The sequence below is a fragment of the Streptococcus sp. HMSC070B10 genome, from assembly GCF_001808665.1.
Taxonomy (GTDB): Bacteria; Bacillota; Bacilli; order Lactobacillales; family Streptococcaceae; genus Streptococcus.
In genome coordinates, this window is record NZ_KV794215.1 from 31,533 (window position 1) to 52,227 (window position 20,695).

Annotated in this window: 17 protein-coding genes; 16 read left to right on the plus strand and 1 reads right to left on the minus strand. The window is 40.4% G+C overall.

Going from position 1 to position 20,695, the window contains the following annotated elements; all coding sequences use genetic code 11:
- The first annotated feature begins 181 nt into the window (after positions 1 to 181).
- The 3 genes from HMPREF2613_RS09545 to pcp all read left to right on the plus strand — a co-directional run bounded on the left by HMPREF2613_RS09545 (position 182) and on the right by pcp (position 1,751).
- Positions 182 to 607 (plus strand): MarR family winged helix-turn-helix transcriptional regulator, encoded by a 426-nt coding sequence (locus HMPREF2613_RS09545; protein ID WP_070480132.1) that lies wholly within the window; start codon positions 182 to 184, stop codon positions 605 to 607.
- An 18-nt stretch (positions 608 to 625) separates the two neighbouring features.
- Positions 626 to 988, plus strand: coding sequence for a DUF1304 domain-containing protein (locus HMPREF2613_RS09550; protein ID WP_070480133.1), 363 nt, complete (start codon positions 626 to 628; stop codon positions 986 to 988).
- A gap of 118 nt (positions 989 to 1,106) precedes the next feature.
- Complete coding sequence (pcp, locus tag HMPREF2613_RS09555; RefSeq protein ID WP_070480134.1) at positions 1,107 to 1,751, plus strand: pyroglutamyl-peptidase I; 645 nt, start codon at positions 1,107 to 1,109, stop codon at positions 1,749 to 1,751.
- A 25-nt stretch (positions 1,752 to 1,776) separates the two neighbouring features.
- On the opposite strand, the gene HMPREF2613_RS09560 is transcribed toward pcp, so the two are convergent.
- Complete coding sequence (locus HMPREF2613_RS09560; protein ID WP_049499209.1) at positions 1,777 to 2,634, minus strand: DUF975 family protein; 858 nt, start codon at positions 2,632 to 2,634, stop codon at positions 1,777 to 1,779.
- Positions 2,635 to 2,750: 116 nt separating this feature from the next.
- On the opposite strand from HMPREF2613_RS09560, the gene tgt reads away from it, so the two are divergent.
- From tgt to pepC, 13 genes are all read left to right on the plus strand, one after another.
- On the plus strand, positions 2,751 to 3,893 hold the full coding sequence (tgt, locus tag HMPREF2613_RS09565; protein WP_070480135.1) for a tRNA guanosine(34) transglycosylase Tgt: 1,143 nt from the start codon (positions 2,751 to 2,753) through the stop codon (positions 3,891 to 3,893).
- 100 nt (positions 3,894 to 3,993) lie between these two features.
- A complete protein-coding gene (locus tag HMPREF2613_RS09570) occupies positions 3,994 to 5,811 on the plus strand; it encodes an acyltransferase family protein (RefSeq protein WP_070480136.1) in 1,818 nt (605 codons plus the stop codon).
- Between the two features lie 151 nt (positions 5,812 to 5,962).
- Complete coding sequence (gene nagA / locus HMPREF2613_RS09575; protein WP_070480137.1) at positions 5,963 to 7,114, plus strand: N-acetylglucosamine-6-phosphate deacetylase; 1,152 nt, start codon at positions 5,963 to 5,965, stop codon at positions 7,112 to 7,114.
- A gap of 346 nt (positions 7,115 to 7,460) precedes the next feature.
- Entirely contained in the window at positions 7,461 to 11,852 is a 4,392-nt protein-coding gene (locus HMPREF2613_RS09580; RefSeq protein WP_070480138.1) for a PolC-type DNA polymerase III, read from the plus strand.
- Between the two features lie 87 nt (positions 11,853 to 11,939).
- A complete protein-coding gene (locus HMPREF2613_RS09585) occupies positions 11,940 to 12,464 on the plus strand; it encodes a DnaA ATPase domain-containing protein (protein ID WP_033681186.1) in 525 nt (174 codons plus the stop codon).
- Positions 12,465 to 12,571: 107 nt separating this feature from the next.
- Positions 12,572 to 13,522: a helix-turn-helix transcriptional regulator gene (locus tag HMPREF2613_RS09590; protein ID WP_070480139.1), complete on the plus strand. Its 951-nt coding sequence runs from the start codon at positions 12,572 to 12,574 to the stop codon at positions 13,520 to 13,522.
- A 7-nt stretch (positions 13,523 to 13,529) separates the two neighbouring features.
- Complete coding sequence (locus HMPREF2613_RS09595) at positions 13,530 to 14,840, plus strand: DUF262 domain-containing protein (protein ID WP_070480140.1); 1,311 nt, start codon at positions 13,530 to 13,532, stop codon at positions 14,838 to 14,840.
- A complete protein-coding gene (locus HMPREF2613_RS09600; RefSeq protein ID WP_070480141.1) occupies positions 14,834 to 16,690 on the plus strand; it encodes a DUF262 domain-containing protein in 1,857 nt (618 codons plus the stop codon). The genes HMPREF2613_RS09595 and HMPREF2613_RS09600 overlap by 7 nt, the downstream gene beginning before the upstream one ends.
- Before the next feature lie 73 nt (positions 16,691 to 16,763).
- Positions 16,764 to 16,916, plus strand: a complete 153-nt coding sequence (locus HMPREF2613_RS09605) for a hypothetical protein (RefSeq protein ID WP_000776626.1) — start codon at positions 16,764 to 16,766, stop codon at positions 16,914 to 16,916.
- Between the two features lie 15 nt (positions 16,917 to 16,931).
- Positions 16,932 to 18,173 (plus strand): aminopeptidase, encoded by a 1,242-nt coding sequence (locus HMPREF2613_RS09610; protein ID WP_070480142.1) that lies wholly within the window; start codon positions 16,932 to 16,934, stop codon positions 18,171 to 18,173.
- A gap of 9 nt (positions 18,174 to 18,182) precedes the next feature.
- Positions 18,183 to 18,413, plus strand: a complete 231-nt coding sequence (locus tag HMPREF2613_RS09615; RefSeq protein WP_070480143.1) for a GlsB/YeaQ/YmgE family stress response membrane protein — start codon at positions 18,183 to 18,185, stop codon at positions 18,411 to 18,413.
- 71 nt (positions 18,414 to 18,484) lie between these two features.
- Positions 18,485 to 19,207 (plus strand): pseudouridine synthase, encoded by a 723-nt coding sequence (locus HMPREF2613_RS09620; RefSeq protein ID WP_070480144.1) that lies wholly within the window; start codon positions 18,485 to 18,487, stop codon positions 19,205 to 19,207.
- Between the two features lie 111 nt (positions 19,208 to 19,318).
- Positions 19,319 to 20,653, plus strand: a complete 1,335-nt coding sequence (gene pepC / locus HMPREF2613_RS09630) for an aminopeptidase C (RefSeq protein WP_070480146.1) — start codon at positions 19,319 to 19,321, stop codon at positions 20,651 to 20,653.
- Positions 20,654 to 20,695: the final 42 nt, after the last annotated feature.

The window sequence follows — 20,695 nt, forward strand, 5'->3', positions numbered from 1 at the left end:
TGCTTTGAGCAACCTACGGCTAGCTTCCTAGTTTGCTCTTTGACTTTCATTGAGTATCAATATGAATATAAAATGTAAGTTACCATTTTGTAATGATTGAAGCAACATTCTTGCAATCTATTTTACTTTATATCATACTTGATTAGTCAACTATTGATAAATCAAGAAAAAGAGAAAAGAAATGTTAGAGATTCAAGATTTACTTTATCAACTCCGCTTGTCTGAGCAAGCTAGTACGCACTTATTTGAAAAAAGACTTGGGATTAGTTTGACACGGTATCAGATTTTATTATTTTTGCTGAAGCATTCCTCTTGTAATCAAATAGCGGTTCAGGAGCGTTTGAAGATTGATCAGGCTGCTTTGACCCGACATTTCAAAATTCTGGAAAAGGAAGGTTTGGTGGAGCGTCATCGTAATCCTGAAAATCAGCGAGAAGTGTTGGTAGAGGCTACGAAGTATGCCAAGGAGCAGTTAGTGGTGAATCCCCCTCTGCAACATATCAAGGTTAAGGAAGAGATGGAAAGTATCTTAACAGAGTCTGAGAGAACAGAACTCAGCCGTTTAGTAAATAAATTGGTTTTGGGTATTGAGAATATAGAAATTTAAGGAGAAAAGGAGAAATAGATGTCAATTATTACAATCATTTTAGCAACAATCGTTGCTTTGGAGCATTTTTACATTTTTTATTTGGAAAGTATTACAACGCAATCAGATGTGACTAGTCGTGTCTTTAACATGGAAAAGGAAGAACTGGCTCGTCCGTCAGTAAGTTCATTGTTTAAAAATCAAGAGATTTATAATTCTTTGCTAGGAGTTTTTCTCTTGTATGGGATTTATTTCTCACAGAATTTAGAAATTGTCACTATTTTTGTTTTATTTGTAATCGGGGCTACGGCTTACGGCTCTCTAACAACAGATAAGAAAATTATTTTGAAGCAAGGTGGACCAGCTATTTTATCCTTGATTAGTATTTTACTTTTTAAATAAAATCAAAAGGTCAATCCTAGTCTCGCTAGTCCTTTTCACTCCAGAATAAGGGAAATATGTTATACTTGTTTTATTGTCGGAAAAAGAGTTTCATGGAATTGGTTGTAAGGAGTTAGAAATGAAAGTATTAGTGACAGGTTTTGAGCCCTTTGGAGGGGAAAAGGTCAATCCAGCTTTGGAGGCCATTAAAGGTTTACCAGCTGAAATCCATGGTGCGGAGGTTCGTTGGCTAGAAGTACCGACAGTCTTTCACAAATCGGCTCAAGTATTGGAAGAAGAGATGAACCGCTATCAACCGGACTTTGTCCTTTGTATCGGCCAAGCAGGTGGAAGGTCTAGCTTGACACCTGAGCGAGTAGCTATTAATCAAGATGATGCACGGATTCCTGATAATGAGGGTAATCAACCAATTGACCTTCCCATTCGCCCAGATGGTGCTCCGGCCTACTTTAGTAGTTTGCCGATTAAAGCGATGGTTCAAGCTATAAAAAAAGAGGGATTGCCGGCCTCTGTTTCCAATACGGCAGGTACTTTTGTCTGCAATCATTTGATGTATCAGGCCCTCTATTTGGTAGAAAAAAAATTTCCACATGTTAAGGCAGGTTTTATGCATATTCCTTATATGATGGAACAGGTGGTGAATCGACCGACTACTCCAGCTATGAGTTTAGTGGATATTAGGCGAGGGATAGAAGCGGCAATCGGGGCTATTATAGAACATGGAGATCAGGATCTCAAGTTGGTAGGCGGAGAAACTCATTGATAGAAAAAAGCTTGAGGGGAAACCTTCAAGCTTTTGGACGTTTTCGAGCCAGTACTGCCCGGTAGAAAATTATTTTATTGATTTGAATGTAGGGTAGGAGTGAGAAACTAGCAATTCCAAAAGTAATCCAATTGAGGAAGTACCAAGGAAGGAGTTGTAGGTCTAGAATAAAGCGCTGAAATTTGTAGCCTTTCATCAGGAAACGGCTGGTTTTTAGGATTTGTCCTGGTTTAGCTTGTCCTAAGTCTAGGGTATCACAGAGGAGAAATTCTACCTGCGAATAGGCATAGTATTGTGGGATATAGAGACTATTTCCGACAATCATCAAGAGGATACTTGCTAGAAAGTAAAGACCAAAGGTCATGAGGAAACGCTCAGTTTCAATTGACGTGAGATCCAGATTGGGAAACTCAGGGTGAAGGGCAACGAATTTCTTTGCAAGAAAGCTACTGTAAAAAAGGAAGTAAATTCCAAGCAAACTAGGAATGCTCCATAAGAAGAGATAGAAACGTTTGAGAAGGAGAGTCAAAAAGGTTTGTGAAAAGTACTCTTCGTTAAAGAGAGTGAGACTATTTTTGATGGATAGTTCTGTATCTGGGTTCTTTATAAGTTTTAGCGTTGTATAGACGGAACTGGTTAGAAGAATAGCTCCGATAAAGGAGACTAATAGTGGAAAAAGGTAGGCTTGGAATACATGGCCAAACACGCTTAAAAAGGGTTGTTCTAAAACACTCTCGTTGATGCGCTCTAAGGGATTGAGGAAGCCAGATAAGATGAGCAGTATGCTAGGTAAGAGATAGACGAGAAAGAGGCGGGGATTTTCAGCCTGAAATTGTCTGGCTTGCAGACGAACGGTTTTTAAATCAATTTTTGGGTATTTCATTCTCTCATTATACCATAGTTCGTGACAGTTCCTACTTTTTTTGATAAAATCATACAGTATGCCCTTGGGCACAAAGTATGAACTGGGACTGTCTTTCCCAGCTTCGGAGGTAAAAAATGTCAGATTCACCAATCAAATATCGTTTGATTAAGAAAGAAAAACATACAGGAGCTCGTCTGGGAGAAATCATCACTCCCCACGGTACCTTCCCAACACCTATGTTTATGCCAGTTGGGACACAAGCCACTGTCAAAACTCAGTCGCCTGAAGAATTGAAGGAGATGGGTTCGGGAATTATCCTGTCAAACACCTATCATCTCTGGCTTCGTCCTGGGGATGAACTCATCGCACGCGCTGGTGGTCTCCACAAGTTCATGAATTGGGACCAGCCTATTTTGACAGATAGTGGTGGTTTTCAGGTTTATTCCTTAGCAGATAGCCGCAATATCACAGAAGAAGGGGTAACCTTTAAAAACCATCTCAATGGTTCTAAGATGTTCCTATCACCAGAAAAAGCCATCTCTATTCAGAATAATCTGGGCTCAGACATCATGATGTCCTTTGACGAATGTCCTCAGTTTTATCAGCCTTATGACTACGTTAAGAAATCAATCGAGCGTACAAGCCGTTGGGCTGAGCGTGGTTTGAAGGCTCACCGTCGTCCACATGACCAAGGTTTGTTTGGAATTGTGCAGGGGGCTGGATTTGAAGACCTGCGTCGCCAATCGGCTCATGACCTTGTCAGTATGGATTTCCCAGGCTACTCTATCGGTGGCTTAGCAGTGGGAGAAACCCACGAAGAGATGAATGCGGTCTTGGACTTTACAACACAACTGCTGCCTGAAAATAAACCTCGTTATCTGATGGGTGTGGGAGCGCCAGATAGCTTGATTGATGGGGTGATTCGTGGGGTGGATATGTTTGACTGTGTCTTGCCGACTCGAATCGCTCGTAATGGGACTTGTATGACCAGTCAAGGTCGTTTGGTTGTCAAAAATGCCCAGTTTGCTGAGGACTTTACGCCACTGGATCCTGAGTGTGATTGCTACACATGTAAGAACTATACACGCGCTTACCTTCGTCACCTGCTCAAGGCCGATGAAACCTTTGGTATCCGCTTGACTAGTTACCATAACATTTACTTCTTGCTTAACCTGATGAAGCAAGTGCGACAAGCCATCATGGATGACAATCTCTTGGAATTCCGTGAGTATTTTGTGGAAAAATATGGCTATAATAAATCAGGCCGTAATTTCTAAAATGGAAGTGATATAAGCTAAAAATCCTAAGTTTTCTCTTGGGATTTTTCTTCTTTTTTTGATAGAATAAAGTGTATAATGAAAGGGAGAATAAACTCGTATGCGCATTAAATGGTTTTCCTTGATTAGGATTACAGGTTTACTTTTGGTACTCTTGTATCATTTCTTTCAGACCATCTTTCCTGGAGGATTTTTCGGGGTAGATGTCTTTTTCACGTTTTCAGGCTTCCTGATTACGGCTCTACTCATCGAAGAATTTTCTAAAAAGCATGAGATTGATTTGATAGGATTTTTTAGGAGACGCTTTTATCGGATTGTGCCACCTGTGGTTTTGATGGTCTTGGTAACCATGCCCTTTACTTTTCTAGTTCGGCAAGATTATGTGGCTGGAATTGGGGGTCAGATTGCGGGTGTCTTAGGCTTCATGACCAACTTCTATGAACTCCTAACAGGTGGGAGCTATGAATCTCAGTTCATTCCACATTTGTTTGTTCATAATTGGAGCTTGGCTGTTGAGGTTCACTACTATATACTCTGGGGATTGGCAGTTTGGTTCTTATCTAAACAGTCCAGATCAAATGGTCAGTTGAGAGGAATGGTCTTTCTCTTATCTGCTGCTGCCTTCTTGATCAGCTTCTTCTCCATGTTTATTGGTAGTTTTCTAGTAACCTCTTTCTCCTCTGTTTACTTCTCTAGTTTAACTCATGTCTATCCATTCTTTTTGGGAAGTATTCTAGCAACGATTGTAGGCGTTCGTCAGACGACTTCCCTAGTTAAGCAGTTGGATAAAATATGGGATTTACGCAAGACCCTGTTGGTTTTTGCAGGAGGTTTTGGCTTCTTACTTATTTTGACCTTCTTTGTCAAATTCACCTATCTCTTTGCCTATCTTATGGGCTTCTTGCTTGCCAGTCTTGCAGCTCTTGCTATGATTCTGGCAGCGCGTGTCTTACATGAAAAGACTCCTAATATGCAGGAGCCAAAGATTATCAGTTTTTTAGCGGATACTAGCTATGCGGTTTATCTTTTCCATTGGCCTTTCTATATCATTTTTTCACAGTTGACATCAAATCTTCTTGCTGTGTTATTAACTTTGATCTTTTCTTATGGATTCGCCAGTCTGTCATTTTATGTGTTGGAACCTTGGATTGCAGGAAAGAACACACCTATTATACAAACTCTCCGTCCCCTGCCTCATATTCACACAATCCTTGCAGCAAGCACTGGCATTTTGACCTTCATTGTCTTCTTAGTGACCTTGTTGGCACCACAAGTGGGAGCTTTTGAGACAGATTTAACTGTCAATGGCTTGAAGCAAGCTGCAACAAATATTGGACAGACCAAGGTGATGGCAGAACGAGCAGAAGCTGATAGTTTAGGAATTGCTGATGGAACGATGTTAATTGGGGACTCAGTGGCCTTGAGGGCCAATACAGCTCTACAGACAGCCCTTCCTGGAGCACAGATTAATGCACAAGTCAGCAGAACAACCAAGACTGCCAATGAAATCATGCTAAATAATAGCCAGAATAAATTTCTACCAAAGATGGTGGTTATTGCAACTGGGGTAAATAATCCTGAAAATTACAAGGAAGATTGGGATAGCATCGTGAAAAATCTTCCAAAGGGCCACCATATGGTTTTGGTGACTCCTTATGAGGGGGATAAGGCAAAAGAGACCTATGCAATCGTTGAGAAAGAGGCTGCCTATATGAGAGAATTGGCAGAGAAGACTCCTTACATCACGATAGCAGATTGGAATCAAGTTGCGAAAGAGCATCCAGAAATTTGGACTGGAACAGACCAAGTCCATTTTGGAAGTGACAATAGTAAAATTGAAGCAGGAGCAAAATTGTATGCAGATACGATTGCTACAGCCTTGCAAACAGCTCAAGACAAGCCAGTCAAATCAAAATAACTTGTATTTAAAAGAGAAGAGTTGGAGAAATCCAGCTCTTTTAAAATATCTCTAGAAAATAGGTCTATACCATTTACAAATAAAAAAGAAAGGTTTATAATGTAATTGACATAATAAATTATAGAATCAATCTTTTAAGGAGGTTAACATTATGCCTAACTATATTAAAGCGGATCAATTTTTCTACCCACACGGAGTTCGTCGCGGTGGTTACTTGGAACTTGTGGACGGCAAGTTTGGAAAACATGTCGAGCAGATTCCTGAAGGCTCTGAGGTGATTGACTATACAGGATACAGCATTGCTCCAGGACTTGTCGATACCCATATTCATGGATTTGGCGGTGTGGATGTTATGGATAATAATATCGAAGGAACCCTTCATACCATGAGTGAAGGACTCCTTAGCATGGGGGTAACGAGCTTCTTGCCAACCACTTTGACATCATCTTATGAGCAATTGCTCGCGGTAACTGAAAATATTGGTGCTCGTTACCAGGAAGCAAGTGGAGCCAAGATTCGTGGAATCTATTTCGAAGGGCCTTATTTCACAGAGAAATACAAGGGGGCTCAAAACCCTGCCTACATGAAAGATCCTCGCATGGATGAGTTTCGTGCTTGGCAAAAAGCAGCTAATGGCTTGCTTAATAAAATTGCTCTTGCGCCAGAGCGTGAAGGTGTAGAAGACTTTGTACGGACTATCACTGGAGAAGGTGTGACGGTTGCTCTTGGGCACTCAAACGCAACTTTTGATGAAGCTAAAAAAGCAGTCGATGCTGGAGCGAGTGTTTGGGTACACGCCTACAATGGAATGCGTGGCTTGACTCACCGCGAACTGGGTATGGTTGGAGCCATGTACCAATTGCCACATACCTATGCAGAGTTGATCTGTGACGGCCATCACGTAGATCCAAAAGCCTGCGAAATTCTTATCAAACAAAAAGGAACTGAAAATATTGCCCTTATCACAGACTGTATGACAGCGGGTGGATTGGAAGACGGCGACTACATGTTGGGAGAATTCCCAGTTGTCGTTGCAAATGGAACTGCTCGTCTCAAATCGACAGGTAACTTGGCAGGTTCTATTCTCAAACTCAAAGACGGTTTGAAAAATGTTGTCGACTGGAACATTGCCTCTCCACACGAAGCAGTTATGATGGCAAGCTTTAACCCAGCAAAATCTGTTCACATTGATGATGTTTGTGGACAAATCCGTGAAGGCTATGACGCGGACTTTATCGTACTAGATAAAGATTTAGAATTGGTAGCAACCTACCTAGATGGCGTGAAACGTTATCAAGCATAAGAGAGAAAGCAGAAGTTAAAGACTGATTTCTTTTCAGGTTTTATAAAGAATCAATTGCACCCCAAAAGTTAGATTTTTTCCGACTAACTTTCGGGGTGTTTTCGTTGTGTGTGAAACAGAACTAACTTCTCTGGATAAATTATTTATCTAACTTTTTTTGGGAGTACTGTTATGAAAATTTTTTAATTTCCTTAAACTCATTCTTTTTCTATAGGTAAATCTCCTTAAATGAGTAGTAAAAGTACAAATAAGAAAATTTTTTGTTGTCTTGAAGTGGCTTCCTTTTGTCTTTAGAAAATACCTCTAAATATGGTAAAATAGTAGGAGAATAATGTGAGGAAAATGAATGTCAAATAGTTTTGAAATTTTGATGAATCAACTTGGGATGCCTGATGAAATGAGACAGGCATCTGCTTTATCACATGCTGATATTGAACGAGTTGTGGTTCATAAAATTAGTAAGGTATGGGAGTTTCATTTCGTATTTTCTAATATTTTACCGATTGAAATCTTTTTAGAAATAAAGAAAGGTTTGAGGGAAGAATTTTCTAAGACAGGCAATAAAGCTGTTTTTGAAATTAAGGCTCTGTCTCAAGATTTTTCAAACCAACTCTTGCAAGCCTATTATAGAGAGGCTTTTTCTGAGGGTCCATGTGCTAGTCAAGGCTTTAAATCTCTTTATCAAAATCTGCAAGTTCGTGCTGAGGGCAATCAACTCTTTATTGAAGGCTCGGAGGCGATTGATAAGGAACACTTTAAGAAAAATCACCTTCCTAATTTAGCTAAACAACTTGAAAAATTTGGCTTTCCAACTTTTAACTGTCAAGTAGAGAAAAATGATGTGCTGACTCAAGAGCAAGAAGAAGCCTTTCATGCTGAAAATGAGCAGATTGTTCAAGCTGCCAATGAGGAAGCGCTCCGTGCGATGGAGCAGCTGGAACAGATGGCACCTCCTCCAGCAGAAGAGAAACCAGCCTTTGATTTTCAGGCCAAAAAAGCTGCAGCTAAACCGAAGTTGGACAAGGCGGAGATTACTCCTATGATCGAAGTGAAGACTGAGGAAAATCGTCTGGTCTTTGAAGGGGTTGTTTTTGATGTGGAGCAAAAAGTGACTAGAACAGGGCGCGTTTTGATCAACTTTAAAATGACCGACTACACTTCAAGTTTTTCTATGCAAAAGTGGGTTAAAAATGAGGAAGAGGCCCAGAAGTTTGACCTAATCAAGAAAAATTCTTGGCTCCGAGTCCGTGGGAATGTGGAGATGAATAACTTCACACGTGATTTGACTATGAACGTGCAAGACGTGCAGGAAGTTGTTCACTATGAGCGGAAGGATTTGATGCCAGAAGGTGAGCGCCGGGTTGAGTTTCATGCTCATACTAACATGTCGACCATGGATGCACTACCCGAGGTAGAAGAGATCGTTGCGACAGCTGCTAAGTGGGGACACAAGGCGGTTGCCATCACGGACCATGGAAATGTTCAGTCCTTCCCACACGGCTATAAGGCGGCTAAGAAAGCAGGAATCCAGCTGATCTATGGTATGGAAGCCAATATCGTGGAGGATCGTGTCCCTATCGTCTACAACGAAGTGGAGATGGACTTGTCAGAAGCAACCTATGTGGTCTTTGACGTGGAAACGACGGGGCTATCAGCCATCTATAATGACTTGATTCAGGTTGCGGCTTCTAAGATGTACAAGGGGAATGTTATTGCTGAATTTGATGAATTTATCAATCCTGGACATCCATTATCAGCCTTTACTACTGAGTTGACTGGTATTACAGATGATCATGTCAAAAATGCCAAACCACTAGAACAAGTTTTGCAAGAATTCCAAGAATTCTGCAAGGATACGGTCCTAGTTGCCCATAATGCGACCTTTGACGTTGGCTTTATGAATGCCAATTATGAGCGTCATGGTCTGCCAAAGATTAGTCAGCCAGTTATTGATACGCTGGAGTTTGCTAGAAACCTCTATCCTGAGTACAAACGTCATGGTTTGGGACCTTTGACCAAGCGCTTTGGTGTGGCTCTAGAACATCACCACATGGCCAACTACGATGCGGAAGCTACAGGTCGTCTGCTCTTTATCTTTATCAAAGAGGTAGCAGAAAAACATGGTGTGACCGATCTAGTTAGACTTAATATTGATTTGATTAGTCCAGATTCTTATAAAAAAGCTCGGATCAAGCATGCGACCATCTATGTCAAGAATCAGGTAGGTCTAAAAAATATCTTTAAGCTGGTTTCCTTGTCTAATACCAAGTACTTTGAAGGAGTACCACGGATTCCAAGAACGGTTCTAGATGCCCATCGGGAAGGTTTGATTTTAGGTTCGGCTTGCTCTGAAGGTGAAGTTTTTGATGCAGTCGTTTCCCAAGGTGTGGATGCGGCGGTTGAGGTAGCCAAGTATTACGACTTTATTGAGATCATGCCACCAGCTATCTATGCTCCATTGATTGCTAAGGAACAGGTCAAGGATATGGAGGAACTCCAGACCATTATCAAAAGTTTGATAGAAGTTGGAGACCGTCTTGGTAAGCCCGTTCTGGCTACGGGAAATGTCCACTATATCGAACCGGAAGAAGAAATTTATCGTGAAATTATCGTCCGTAGTTTAGGACAGGGGGCTATGATTAACCGGACTATTGGTCATGGCGAACATGCCCAACCAGCACCACTTCCCAAGGCTCATTTTAGAACGACCAATGAAATGTTGGATGAATTTGCCTTCTTGGGAGAGGAACTGGCACGTAAACTGGTTATTGAAAACACCAATGCCTTGGCAGAAACCTTTGAACCTGTTGAAGTTGTAAAAGGTGACTTGTACACGCCTTTCATCGACAAGGCTGAAGAAACGGTTGCTGAGTTGACCTATAAGAAAGCTTTTGAGATTTATGGAAATCCGCTACCAGATATCGTTGATTTGCGGATTGAAAAAGAATTAACTTCTATTCTGGGGAATGGATTTGCCGTGATTTATCTGGCTTCCCAGATGCTGGTACAACGTTCCAATGAACGGGGTTACTTGGTGGGTTCTCGTGGGTCTGTCGGATCTAGTTTTGTTGCGACCATGATTGGGATTACCGAGGTTAATCCTCTCTCTCCTCACTATGTCTGTGGGAAGTGTCAATACAGTGAATTTATCACAGATGGTTCTTATGGTTCAGGTTTTGATATGCCTAATAAGGACTGTCCAAACTGTGGCCACAAACTCAGCAAAAATGGGCAGGATATTCCGTTTGAGACCTTCCTCGGTTTTGATGGGGACAAGGTTCCCGATATTGACTTGAACTTCTCGGGAGAAGACCAGCCTAGCGCTCATTTGGATGTACGTGATATCTTTGGTGAGGAATATGCCTTCCGTGCAGGAACGGTTGGTACGGTGGCTGCCAAGACTGCCTATGGTTTTGTAAAGGGCTATGAGCGTGATTACGGGAAGTTTTATCGTGATGCAGAGGTGGAGCGGCTAGCTCAAGGTGCTGCTGGTGTCAAGCGGACAACGGGCCAACACCCCGGAGGAATCGTTGTTATTCCTAACTACATGGATGTCTACGACTTTACGCCTGTTCAGTATCCAGCGGATGACGTGACGGCTGAATGGCAAACGACTCACTTTAACTTCCACGATATCGATGAGAATGTCCTCAAACTTGATGTACTGGGACATGATGATCCGACCATGATTCGGAAATTGCAGGACTTGTCTGGGATTGACCCTAATGAAATCCCTATGGATGACGAAGGCGTGATGGCCCTCTTTTCTGGGACTGATGTGCTAGGGGTGACTCCTGAACAAATCGGAACGCCAACGGGCATGCTGGGGATTCCAGAATTTGGAACCAACTTTGTACGTGGGATGGTAGATGAGACGCATCCGACGACTTTTGCGGAGTTGTTACAGTTATCTGGATTGTCTCACGGTACTGATGTCTGGTTGGGAAATGCCCAGGATCTGATCAAACAAGGGATTGCGGACCTATCAACCGTTATCGGTTGTCGGGACGATATCATGGTTTACCTCATGCATGCTGGGCTCGAGCCTAAGATGGCCTTTACTATCATGGAACGGGTGCGTAAGGGTTTGTGGCTGAAGATTTCCGAAGAGGAGCGAAATGGCTATATCGAAGCCATGAAGGCCAATAAGGTTCCAGAGTGGTATATCGAGTCCTGTGGGAAAATCAAGTATATGTTCCCTAAAGCCCATGCGGCAGCCTACGTTATGATGGCCTTGCGTGTGGCCTACTTCAAGGTTCACCATCCCATTTATTATTACTGTGCTTACTTCTCCATCCGTGCTAAGGCTTTTGATATCAAGACCATGGGTGCGGGCTTGGATGCCATCAAGCGCAGAATGGAAGAAATCGCTGAAAAACGGAAGAATAATGAAGCCTCTAATGTGGAAATTGACCTCTATACAACTCTTGAGATTGTCAATGAGATGTGGGAGCGTGGTTTCAAGTTTGGAAAACTCGATCTCTACCGTAGTCAGGCGACAGAGTTCCTCATCGATGGGGATACCCTCATCCCGCCATTTGTAGCAATGGATGGTCTGGGAGAGAACGTTGCCAAGCAGTTGGTACGAGCGCGTGAAGAGGGAGAATTCCTCTCCAAAACAGAACTACGCAAACGCGGTGGACTTTCATCAACCTTGGTTGAAAAGATGGATGAAATGGGGATTCTTGGCAATATGCCCGAGGATAACCAGTTGAGTTTGTTTGATGATTTGTTTTAAAAAATTGCTTATTTTGATCAAGTGGACAAAATATGTCCACTTGATTTGTTATAATTCTCTTAAAAATAATAGAAAAGAGAGTATAATATGGTGAATCAAGAAATTTTAAATTCTAATGTGTCAATTGAAGAGGAAATTTATAATTTTGAAAAAGGCTTGAAAGATGATGGGAATGATTGGACCGGATTCCCACAAATAGACTTAAAAGAAGATTCTCAATGTATTTACATTTGCGGTATTTCAGAGACTGATAGATGGCATTTGTTTTATTATACGTTAACTAAAATAAAACCTGTTACTCCAATAGCATCACTTGCATATTATCGAGTGAGAGATAATTTGATTTTTTCTAAACATAGTCAATGGATGAAACTGCAAATGGGGTATACAGAGTATGATTTGATTTTTCTGGATGGAGTTCAATTTTTGGGAGAGGCTGATCAAAGGGTACAGGAATACTGGATGCAGCGATTCAAAGAGAGTAAGAAAAGAAACAAACTCTTCATTGTATATTCAGACTGCTTACCCGAAGACTTAAAAAATATGCCTGAATCCGTAGTTGAGTTCTTCGAATCTGGCATAGTGGTACAGTTGAAATCATCTAAGGGCTAGTTTATTTTGCTTTAATCGTTTTGAATATAAAGTGCTAGTTAGACTATAGAAGTGATAATAATGTACTAGAAATAGTATTGTTTGAATAATATGTAGAAGGACTGGAAATGAATGATCAAGAGAGACTGCTAACGATTTTTTTACGTTTACAGTTTGGGACTCCGTTAGGAAAAAAGCAACTGGCTCAGGAATTTGAGGTTAGTGAAAAGACGATACAGAGAGATTTTTCGCTACTCCGTGATATTTTATCTAGTCACACCAGTTATAGTGGAGATTTACTTTATAACCGTAAAACGAATAAGTATTGTTTAGCAAGTAAGTCAGTTTTTAATAAAAAGGATATTCTCGTTATTTCAAAGATTTTATTGGAAAATCGAGCACTGAATAGACCAGAAATTGCTAGCTTACTACATAATTTACTGGTCTTAGTTCCCCGTGATGATCGGAAAGAAATCGAGCAGATTATTGGAAGTGAAAAGCTGAACTATGCTCCCTTAACGGATCAACAAAATAGAATAGAGAAAATTTGGAATTTATCAGAAGCTATTTTGCATGAACAGGTTCTAGATATTATCTATCAAAAACCTTATTCTGAGTCTTCTAAGAGGCAGACTGTTTTGCCAGTCTCTCTTTATTATGATAGTCATTATTTCTATCTAGTTGTCTACCAGTTGAAACATGCTACTTATATTACTTTAAGAGTAGACCGTATCGAGTCATGGTCTCTTAGTGATATAGAGAAACCCTCTATTTCTTATCGAGATAAATTTAGAGATGGCGACATTCGTAACGAGAGAGTGGATGCTTTTATCGGGAAGAAAATCAGTATTGAGATCGAGTATTTGAATGATCCGACTATTGTGATGGATCAATTTCCAAATGCAAAAATAGTTGGGAAAAATGGTAGCTGGACTCATTTTCAGTTTGAAAGTCAGCATACACCGGGTCTTAAACGCTGGTTGCTGGGACAAGGGGAAGCAGTTACTGTTTTATCTCCTCGGATTTTAGTAGAGGATATGAAGCGAACAGTTCAAGAAATGATAGATAAATATAAATGAGGATAAAATGACTATTCAATTTACTTCTAAAAAGGTTAGAGAACTATTGAAAGAAGGGGACTTGCGGATTCCTTCTTATCAAAGACCTTATAAATGGAACAGAAAACATATCCGTAATCTTTTTTATGATTTACGAGATGCTATGGGGAAAAGGGAATATCAGATTGGTTCCGTTATCCTGCATGAAAATGATGGACACTTAGATATTGTCGATGGACAGCAACGGCTAATTTCAATTTCCTTGTTTCTGCATTTATTAGATGATTTAGGGAATTATAAGGGTGCTAATCAACTGTTGAGTGCTGAATTTGGAGAGATATCTTGCTATCATGCGAGTGAAAATTATAATGAGTGGAAAAATTTAACTCAATTAGTTGGCGAAAATGAGGCAAAAGATATTTGCAACTTTTTATTGGAAAATTGTTCTATCTCCGTGATTACTATGCCACAGGAACGATTGTCTGAAGCCTTTCAGTTATTTGATTCTCAGAATAATCGTGGAAAATCTTTAGAACCTCATGATTTGCTCAAAGCCTATCATCTTCGCAAGGAAGATTCCGAAGATGAAAAGATTGTTGAAAAGTGGGAGCAATTTGTAGAAGATAAAGATTTAAGTCTCAAAGAGTTGTTTGATAAACATCTTTTCCGTATGAGACGTTGGTCTCGAGGAGAAACAGGATTAACAAACAAGCGTTATGGATCTTATCTCCGTTTTACAGAAGATTTTATTGACGATTTTAAAGGCGTTGATTTGAATCAGAACTTTCCATATTTAGAATTGTATCGTCATATTGAAAAACTCCCCATGTCCATTACTATGCCAATCATTGATGGAAGTAAATTTTTTGAGTATATTGAATCTGCTCATGAAACTATTAAAGAACATAAAGATTTTTTAAATGCAGAGTTAGGATTTTCTGATGAACCTGAAGGAGAAGAAAAAAATTTAGCTTACCCAGAAGGTATGTTAAACATTTACAATAGCTCAAAAGGACGCTATCTCAAATGTCACAATATATTCCTAAATATTTGCTCGCTTTTCGCAGATAGATTTGGAAAAGAGGAGCTATCAAAGGAGATAGTAGAGACTTTGTTTATTTGGTCTTACTACCCTCGAGTTAAGTCTAAAGCCATATATGATGCAACTATTGGGAACTATGCCGCTGGTGGAAGGTTTAGACAAAAAGAGGTTCAAAAGCTATTTCAACTTTTATCTCATGCTGTCACTCCGAATGATTTTATGGTCAAAATAGATAGAGAATTATTTGAAAATTATACTGTGGATAAGATTATAGAAGAGGAAAAAGATAAATGGTAGAAACACATATAAGCTTATCAGTTAATCGTTTATTAAATGAAGATACCTATGCCATTCCTCTTTATCAGAGAAATTTTGCCTGGACTTATGATGAAATTGAGCAGTTATTGAACGACGTAGCAGATGCTTTTCAAGAAAATAGAGAAAATTATTATATTGGAACATTAGTCATTAATAAAGAGAAAAAACTTTTCAAAATCATAGATGGACAACAACGAACAACAGCCCTTAATTTGATTGCCTTAGCTTTGAAGAATGAGTTTGGTTTTGATAGGTTGAAAGCTGTCAATCTTACTTTCCCAGCGCGGAAGAAATCAAATGAGAATATTCAAAAGCTATTTACCAAGCAAGAAATTTCAGAGGGCGATGAAAATGAGTTGACTAGAGGCTACAGACATGCTAAAGACGCATTGAAAAAAGTGTTAGAAGAGCGCCAATTGGATCCTCAGTCTTTCGTTGATTATCTTTTTGAGAATGTCATCATTTTTCGGAGTATACTTCCTGAAGATTTAGATTTGAATCTTTATTTCGAACGTTTCAACTCTCGAGGCGAACAACTAGAGTCTCATGAGATTCTCAAGGCACAAATGATGTCTAAGTTCGGTACAGATCAAGAAATGGCACAAAAATTTGCGAGAATTTGGGATGCCTGTGCAGAGTTTGATAAGCCGGTAATAAAAACTTTTCAAATCCGAAGTAGACCAAACAATACTGATGAAGAGGGGGAGAGAATTTTTGGTAAAGAATTTACTAACTTCAAATTGGAAAGTGTATTTGAGAAAATAAGAGTAAAAAAAATTGAGCAACGAAGTTTACTAGATGCAATTACTCAGACAAAATATGAAAGTAGTAGCTTAGTAAATAATGGAGCAGATATTTCAAATTATACGACTGTAATTGATTTTCCAACATTTTTGCTTCAAGTTTTTTTCATCATGGAAGGAAATGATGAAACTACATTTGACGATAAAAAATTATTGAAAATTTTTGAAATTGAACGACGAGATAGAGAATGGGTCCAACAATTTGGGCAACTACTTCTGACTATGAAGCATATATTTGATACGCTTATCGTAAAAAATGTCCAATTAGAAAATGAAACCGAATGGCAAATCAAACGAGGTAAGTATGAGACATATCAACGAAATGAAAATGGAGGATGGAAATATGTTCGAATTAATTATCAAAACAATACTTTTGACAATTTAAACAAAAACATTATCCTCCTTCAATCCATGTTTGCTGTGACCTTTACTGCTAATCGTGATAGTCGTTGGTTATATGAAATCTTGCAATTCCTGTTTAACCATATTGAAGAGTTAAATCAAACAGAATTTGCTAGTCTCTTTAAGGATTTTCTTGAAAAAATGGCAGTGAGATATGCTGAGGAAAGATTGTTTACCGAAGATAAAAGTATCAAAAAATATGGGGCAATTCCTGTTTACGCTTTTAACTTTGTAGATTATGTTTTATGGAAAAATCGTGAAGAATTGAAGAAAGATTACGATATTGAGTTTAAAGATTTTAAATTTGCTTATCGTCGCTCCATAGAGCATTGGTATCCTCAGAATCCAAATGGACATGATGGAGAGAGCCAATTACCTGCTGAGTTTTTACATTCCTTTGGCAACCTTTGTATTATTACCGATAGTCAGAACTCTAGGTTTGGCAACTCCTATCCAGAGGCTAAATTAGAGCAATGGGAAAGAGAAGGGATATTCCCCCGTCAGAGTTTAAAATTACAGATGATGGCAGAGATAACTTCTAAAAAAAATAGATGGGATATTGGTGAGATTCAATCTATGGAAAAAGAAGTGGAAAGGTATGTACAAAATTTTTGTAATAGCTAATTAAAACAAGCTTCAGTAAGCTTGTTTTTTAAAATACCAATATATGTGATATACTAGTAACGGAGGATATTTCATGAAACTAAGAATTTTTGCGGAAGACAAGCCGGCTGAGAAGGTGTTTGAATATCAATTAGAACTTGCTGATCAGACAATTCTTCTATCAACAGCGCTCTTGTCAGGTGCCATTGCTTTAGCAGGATTATTCTCTGCTTTGAAAGAAAAATAGAAAAGGAAGAATAGAATGGTTTTACCAAATTTTAAAGAGAATCTAGAAAAATATGCGAAATTATTGGTTGCGAACGGAATTAACGTGAAGCCTGGTCACACTTTGGCTCTCTCAATTGATGTGGAGCAACGTGAGTTGGCTCATTTAATCGTGAAAGAAGCTTATGCTTTGGGGGCACATGAGGTTATCGTTCAGTGGACAGATGATGTCATTAACCGTGAGAAATTTCTCCACGCACCGATGGAGCGTCTGGACAATGTGCCAGAATACAAGATTGCTGAGATGAACTATCTCTTGGAGAATAAGGCTAGCCGTCTCGGTGTCCGTTCTTCTGATCCAGGTGCCTTGAACGGTGTGGATGCTGACAAGTTGTCAGCTTCTGCTAAAGCGATGGGACTCGCTATGAAGCCAATGCGTATTGCAACGCAATCCAATAAAGTCAGCTGGACGGTAGCAGCCGCCGCTGGACTTGAGTGGGCTAAAAAAGTCTTTCCAAATGCTGCGAGCGACGAAGAAGCAGTTGATCTCCTTTGGGACCAAATCTTCAAGACTTGTCGCGTTTATGAAGCAGATCCTGTTAAGGCTTGGGAAGAACACGCTGCTATCCTCAAGAGCAAGGCAGATATGCTTAATAAAGAGCAGTTTTCAGCTCTTCACTACACAGCGCCAGGAACCGATTTGACACTTGGCTTGCCGAAGAACCACGTTTGGGAATCAGCTGGTGCTATCAATGCACAGGGAGAAGGATTCTTGCCGAATATGCCGACAGAGGAAGTATTCACAGCACCAGACTTCCGTCGCGCAGATGGTTATGTCACTTCTACAAAACCGCTTAGTTATAACGGAAATATCATCGAAGGCATTAAGGTGACCTTTAAGGATGGTCAAATCGTTGACATTACTGCTGAGAAGGGTGATCAGGTCATGAAAGACCTTGTCTTTGAAAATGTGGGTGCGCGTGCCTTGGGTGAATGTGCCTTGGTACCAGATCCAAGTCCAATTTCTCAGTCAGGCATTACCTTCTTCAACACCCTTTTTGATGAGAATGCTTCAAACCACTTGGCTATCGGTGCAGCCTATGCGACTAGCGTCGTTGGTGGTGCAGAGATGAGTGAAGAAGAGCTTGAAGCTGCGGGGCTTAACCGTTCAGATGTGCACGTGGACTTTATGATTGGTTCTAACCAAATGGATATCGATGGTATCCGTGAGGATGGAACACGTGTGCCTCTCTTCCGTAACGGAGATTGGGCAAATTAAGGAGCCAAGATGATAGGAAGTATGTTTGTTGGTCTCCTAGTGGGATTCTTGGCAGGTGCTTTGACCAATCGTGGAGAACGTATGGGATGTTTTGGAAAAATGTTCCTCGGTTGGATTGGTGCCTTTCTGGGGCACTTGCTCTTTGGAACGTGGGGGCCAGTTTTATCAGGAACAGCCATTATCCCAGCGATTTTAGGTGCCATGATTGTCTTAGCAATTTTTTGGAGACGAGGAAGTTAATTTCTTAAATCTAAAACGAAAAGGAGGTTGGTTATTGAGACGGCCTCCTTTTGATATGGTATAATGATTCTATGAGATTAGATAAATTTTTAGTTGCCTGCGCTGTGGGGAGCCGGACTGAGGTCAAAAACTTGCTCAAGGCTGGGCGCGTGACGGTAAATGGTAAAAAAGAAAAGTCAGCAAAATTGCAGATTGATGAAGAAAGAGATGAGATTCGCTTTGATGGGCAAGTGTTAGAGTATGAAGAGTTTGTCTACTACATGATGAACAAGCCCCAAGGAGTTATTTCAGCGACAGAGGATCCCAAGCACAGAACCGTGTTGGACTTGCTGGATGATATTGCTCGGAGCAAGGAAGTGTTCCCAGTAGGGCGCTTGGATATTGATACGCATGGTCTTCTGCTCTTGACCAATGATGGTCAGTTGGCTCACGCATTACTTTCACCCAAGCGTCATGTGGACAAGACTTATATGGCTCAGGTTAAGGGAATCATGACCCAAGAAGATGTGGAGACATTTGCTGAGGGTATTCCTCTCAAAGACTTTACCTGTCAACCTGCTAGACTGGAGCTTGTGTCCATAGATACAGAAAAGAATCAAAGCCAAATCCGTGTGACCATTGCAGAAGGGAAGTTTCATCAGGTCAAGCGTATGGTGGCCTATTGTGGCAAGGAAGTAGTAGACTTGCAACGTTTGACTATGGGAACTCTGATTTTAGATGAGAACTTGCAGAGAGGGGAATGGCGTCGCTTGACCAAGGAGGAATTAGAAGTTCTTCTTGCGAGTATTGCTTAATTTGGTTTATATTCAAAAAAGGTGAGGGAGAATATCCTTGCCTTTTATGTTTTTCAGTTGCTTACTTTGTGAAAAGAGTTATAATAGACTGTAGAATAAAAGGAGGAATCTATGAACGCGATTCAAGAATCATTTACTGATAAATTATTTGCCAACTATGAAGCAAATGTAAAATACCAAGCGATTGAAAATGCTGCCAGCCACAACGGAATTTTTGCAGCCCTAGAACGTCGCCAAAGCCATGTAGACAATACACCTGTTTTTTCATTGGATTTGACTAAGGACAAGGTAACCAACCAGAAAGCGTCTGGTCGTTGCTGGATGTTTGCGGCTCTCAACACCTTCCGCCACAAGCTCATCTCACAATACAAACTGGAGAATTTTGAGTTGTCACAGGCTCATACATTCTTCTGGGACAAGTATGAGAAATCCAACTGGTTCTTGGAGCAAGTCATTGAGACTGCAGACCAAGACTTGACAAGTCGTAAGGTTAAATTCCTACTTCAAACACCTCAACAAGACGGTGGTCAATGGGATATGGTCGTTTCTCTCTTTGAGAAATACGGTGTCGTGCCTAAGTCAGTTTACCCTGAGTCCGTTTCATCTAGCAACAGCCGTGAGTTAAATGCAATCCTTAACAAATTGCTTCGCCAAGATGCTCAAATCTTGCGTGACTTGCTTGCTTCTGGCGCAGACCAAGCGACTGTTCAAGCTAAGAAAGAAGACCTCTTGCAAGAAATCTTTAACTTCCTTGCTATGTCTTTAGGGCTTCCACCACGTCAGTTTGACTTTGCTTATCGCGATAAAGATAACAACTACCAAAGCGAAAAGGGCATTACACCACAAGAGTTTTACAAGAAATATGTCAATCTTCCTCTAGAAGACTACGTTTCTGTTATCAATGCTCCAACTGCTGATAAACCTTATGGCCAATCTTATACAGTTGAGATGTTGGGAAATGTGGTTGGTAGCCGTGAAGTTCGTTACATCAACGTTCCAATGGAACGCTTGAAAGAGTTGGCAATTGCTCAAATTCAAGCAGGTGAGACTGTTTGGTTTGGTTCAGATGTCGGTCAGCTCAGTAACCGTAAAGCTGGAATTCTTGCGACAGATGTTTATGACTTTGAATCAAGCATGGACATTAAACTCACTCAAGACAAGGCTGGACGTTTGGACTACAGCGAAAGCTTGATGACCCACGCTATGGTCTTGACAGGTGTTGATTTGGATGAAAATGGCAAATCAACCAAGTGGAAGGTTGAAAACTCTTGGGGAGACAAGGTCGGTACAGATGGTTACTTTGTTGCCTCAGACGCTTGGATGGACGAATACACTTACCAAATCGTTGTCCGTAAGGAATTGCTAACAGCAGAAGAACAAGCTGCTTATGATGCAGAACCAATCGTACTCGCACCATGGGATCCAATGGGAGCCTTGGCAGAATAATACTCTTCGAAAATCAAAGAGCAAACTAGGAAGCTAGCCGCA

Excerpts from the sequence above, each read along its gene's own strand:
- HMPREF2613_RS09610 (WP_070480142.1), top strand. The coding sequence starts at position 16,932 with ATGGTTTTACCAAATTTTAAAGAGAATCTAGAAAAATATGCGAAATTA.
- HMPREF2613_RS09550 (WP_070480133.1), top strand. The coding sequence starts at position 626 with ATGTCAATTATTACAATCATTTTAGCAACAATCGTTGCTTTGGAGCAT.
- HMPREF2613_RS09560 (WP_049499209.1), bottom strand. The coding sequence starts at position 2,634 with ATGAAATACCCAAAAATTGATTTAAAAACCGTTCGTCTGCAAGCCAGA.
- HMPREF2613_RS09605 (WP_000776626.1), top strand. The coding sequence starts at position 16,764 with ATGAAACTAAGAATTTTTGCGGAAGACAAGCCGGCTGAGAAGGTGTTT.
- tgt (WP_070480135.1), top strand. The coding sequence starts at position 2,751 with ATGTCAGATTCACCAATCAAATATCGTTTGATTAAGAAAGAAAAACAT.
- HMPREF2613_RS09570 (WP_070480136.1), top strand. The coding sequence starts at position 3,994 with ATGCGCATTAAATGGTTTTCCTTGATTAGGATTACAGGTTTACTTTTG.
- HMPREF2613_RS09595 (WP_070480140.1), top strand. The coding sequence starts at position 13,530 with ATGACTATTCAATTTACTTCTAAAAAGGTTAGAGAACTATTGAAAGAA.
- HMPREF2613_RS09620 (WP_070480144.1), top strand. The coding sequence starts at position 18,485 with ATGAGATTAGATAAATTTTTAGTTGCCTGCGCTGTGGGGAGCCGGACT.
- HMPREF2613_RS09585 (WP_033681186.1), top strand. The coding sequence starts at position 11,940 with ATGGTGAATCAAGAAATTTTAAATTCTAATGTGTCAATTGAAGAGGAA.
- pcp (WP_070480134.1), top strand. The coding sequence starts at position 1,107 with ATGAAAGTATTAGTGACAGGTTTTGAGCCCTTTGGAGGGGAAAAGGTC.
- HMPREF2613_RS09590 (WP_070480139.1), top strand. The coding sequence starts at position 12,572 with ATGAATGATCAAGAGAGACTGCTAACGATTTTTTTACGTTTACAGTTT.
- nagA (WP_070480137.1), top strand. The coding sequence starts at position 5,963 with ATGCCTAACTATATTAAAGCGGATCAATTTTTCTACCCACACGGAGTT.
- HMPREF2613_RS09545 (WP_070480132.1), top strand. The coding sequence starts at position 182 with ATGTTAGAGATTCAAGATTTACTTTATCAACTCCGCTTGTCTGAGCAA.
- pepC (WP_070480146.1), top strand. The coding sequence starts at position 19,319 with ATGAACGCGATTCAAGAATCATTTACTGATAAATTATTTGCCAACTAT.
- HMPREF2613_RS09615 (WP_070480143.1), top strand. The coding sequence starts at position 18,183 with ATGATAGGAAGTATGTTTGTTGGTCTCCTAGTGGGATTCTTGGCAGGT.
- HMPREF2613_RS09580 (WP_070480138.1), top strand. The coding sequence starts at position 7,461 with ATGTCAAATAGTTTTGAAATTTTGATGAATCAACTTGGGATGCCTGAT.
- HMPREF2613_RS09600 (WP_070480141.1), top strand. The coding sequence starts at position 14,834 with ATGGTAGAAACACATATAAGCTTATCAGTTAATCGTTTATTAAATGAA.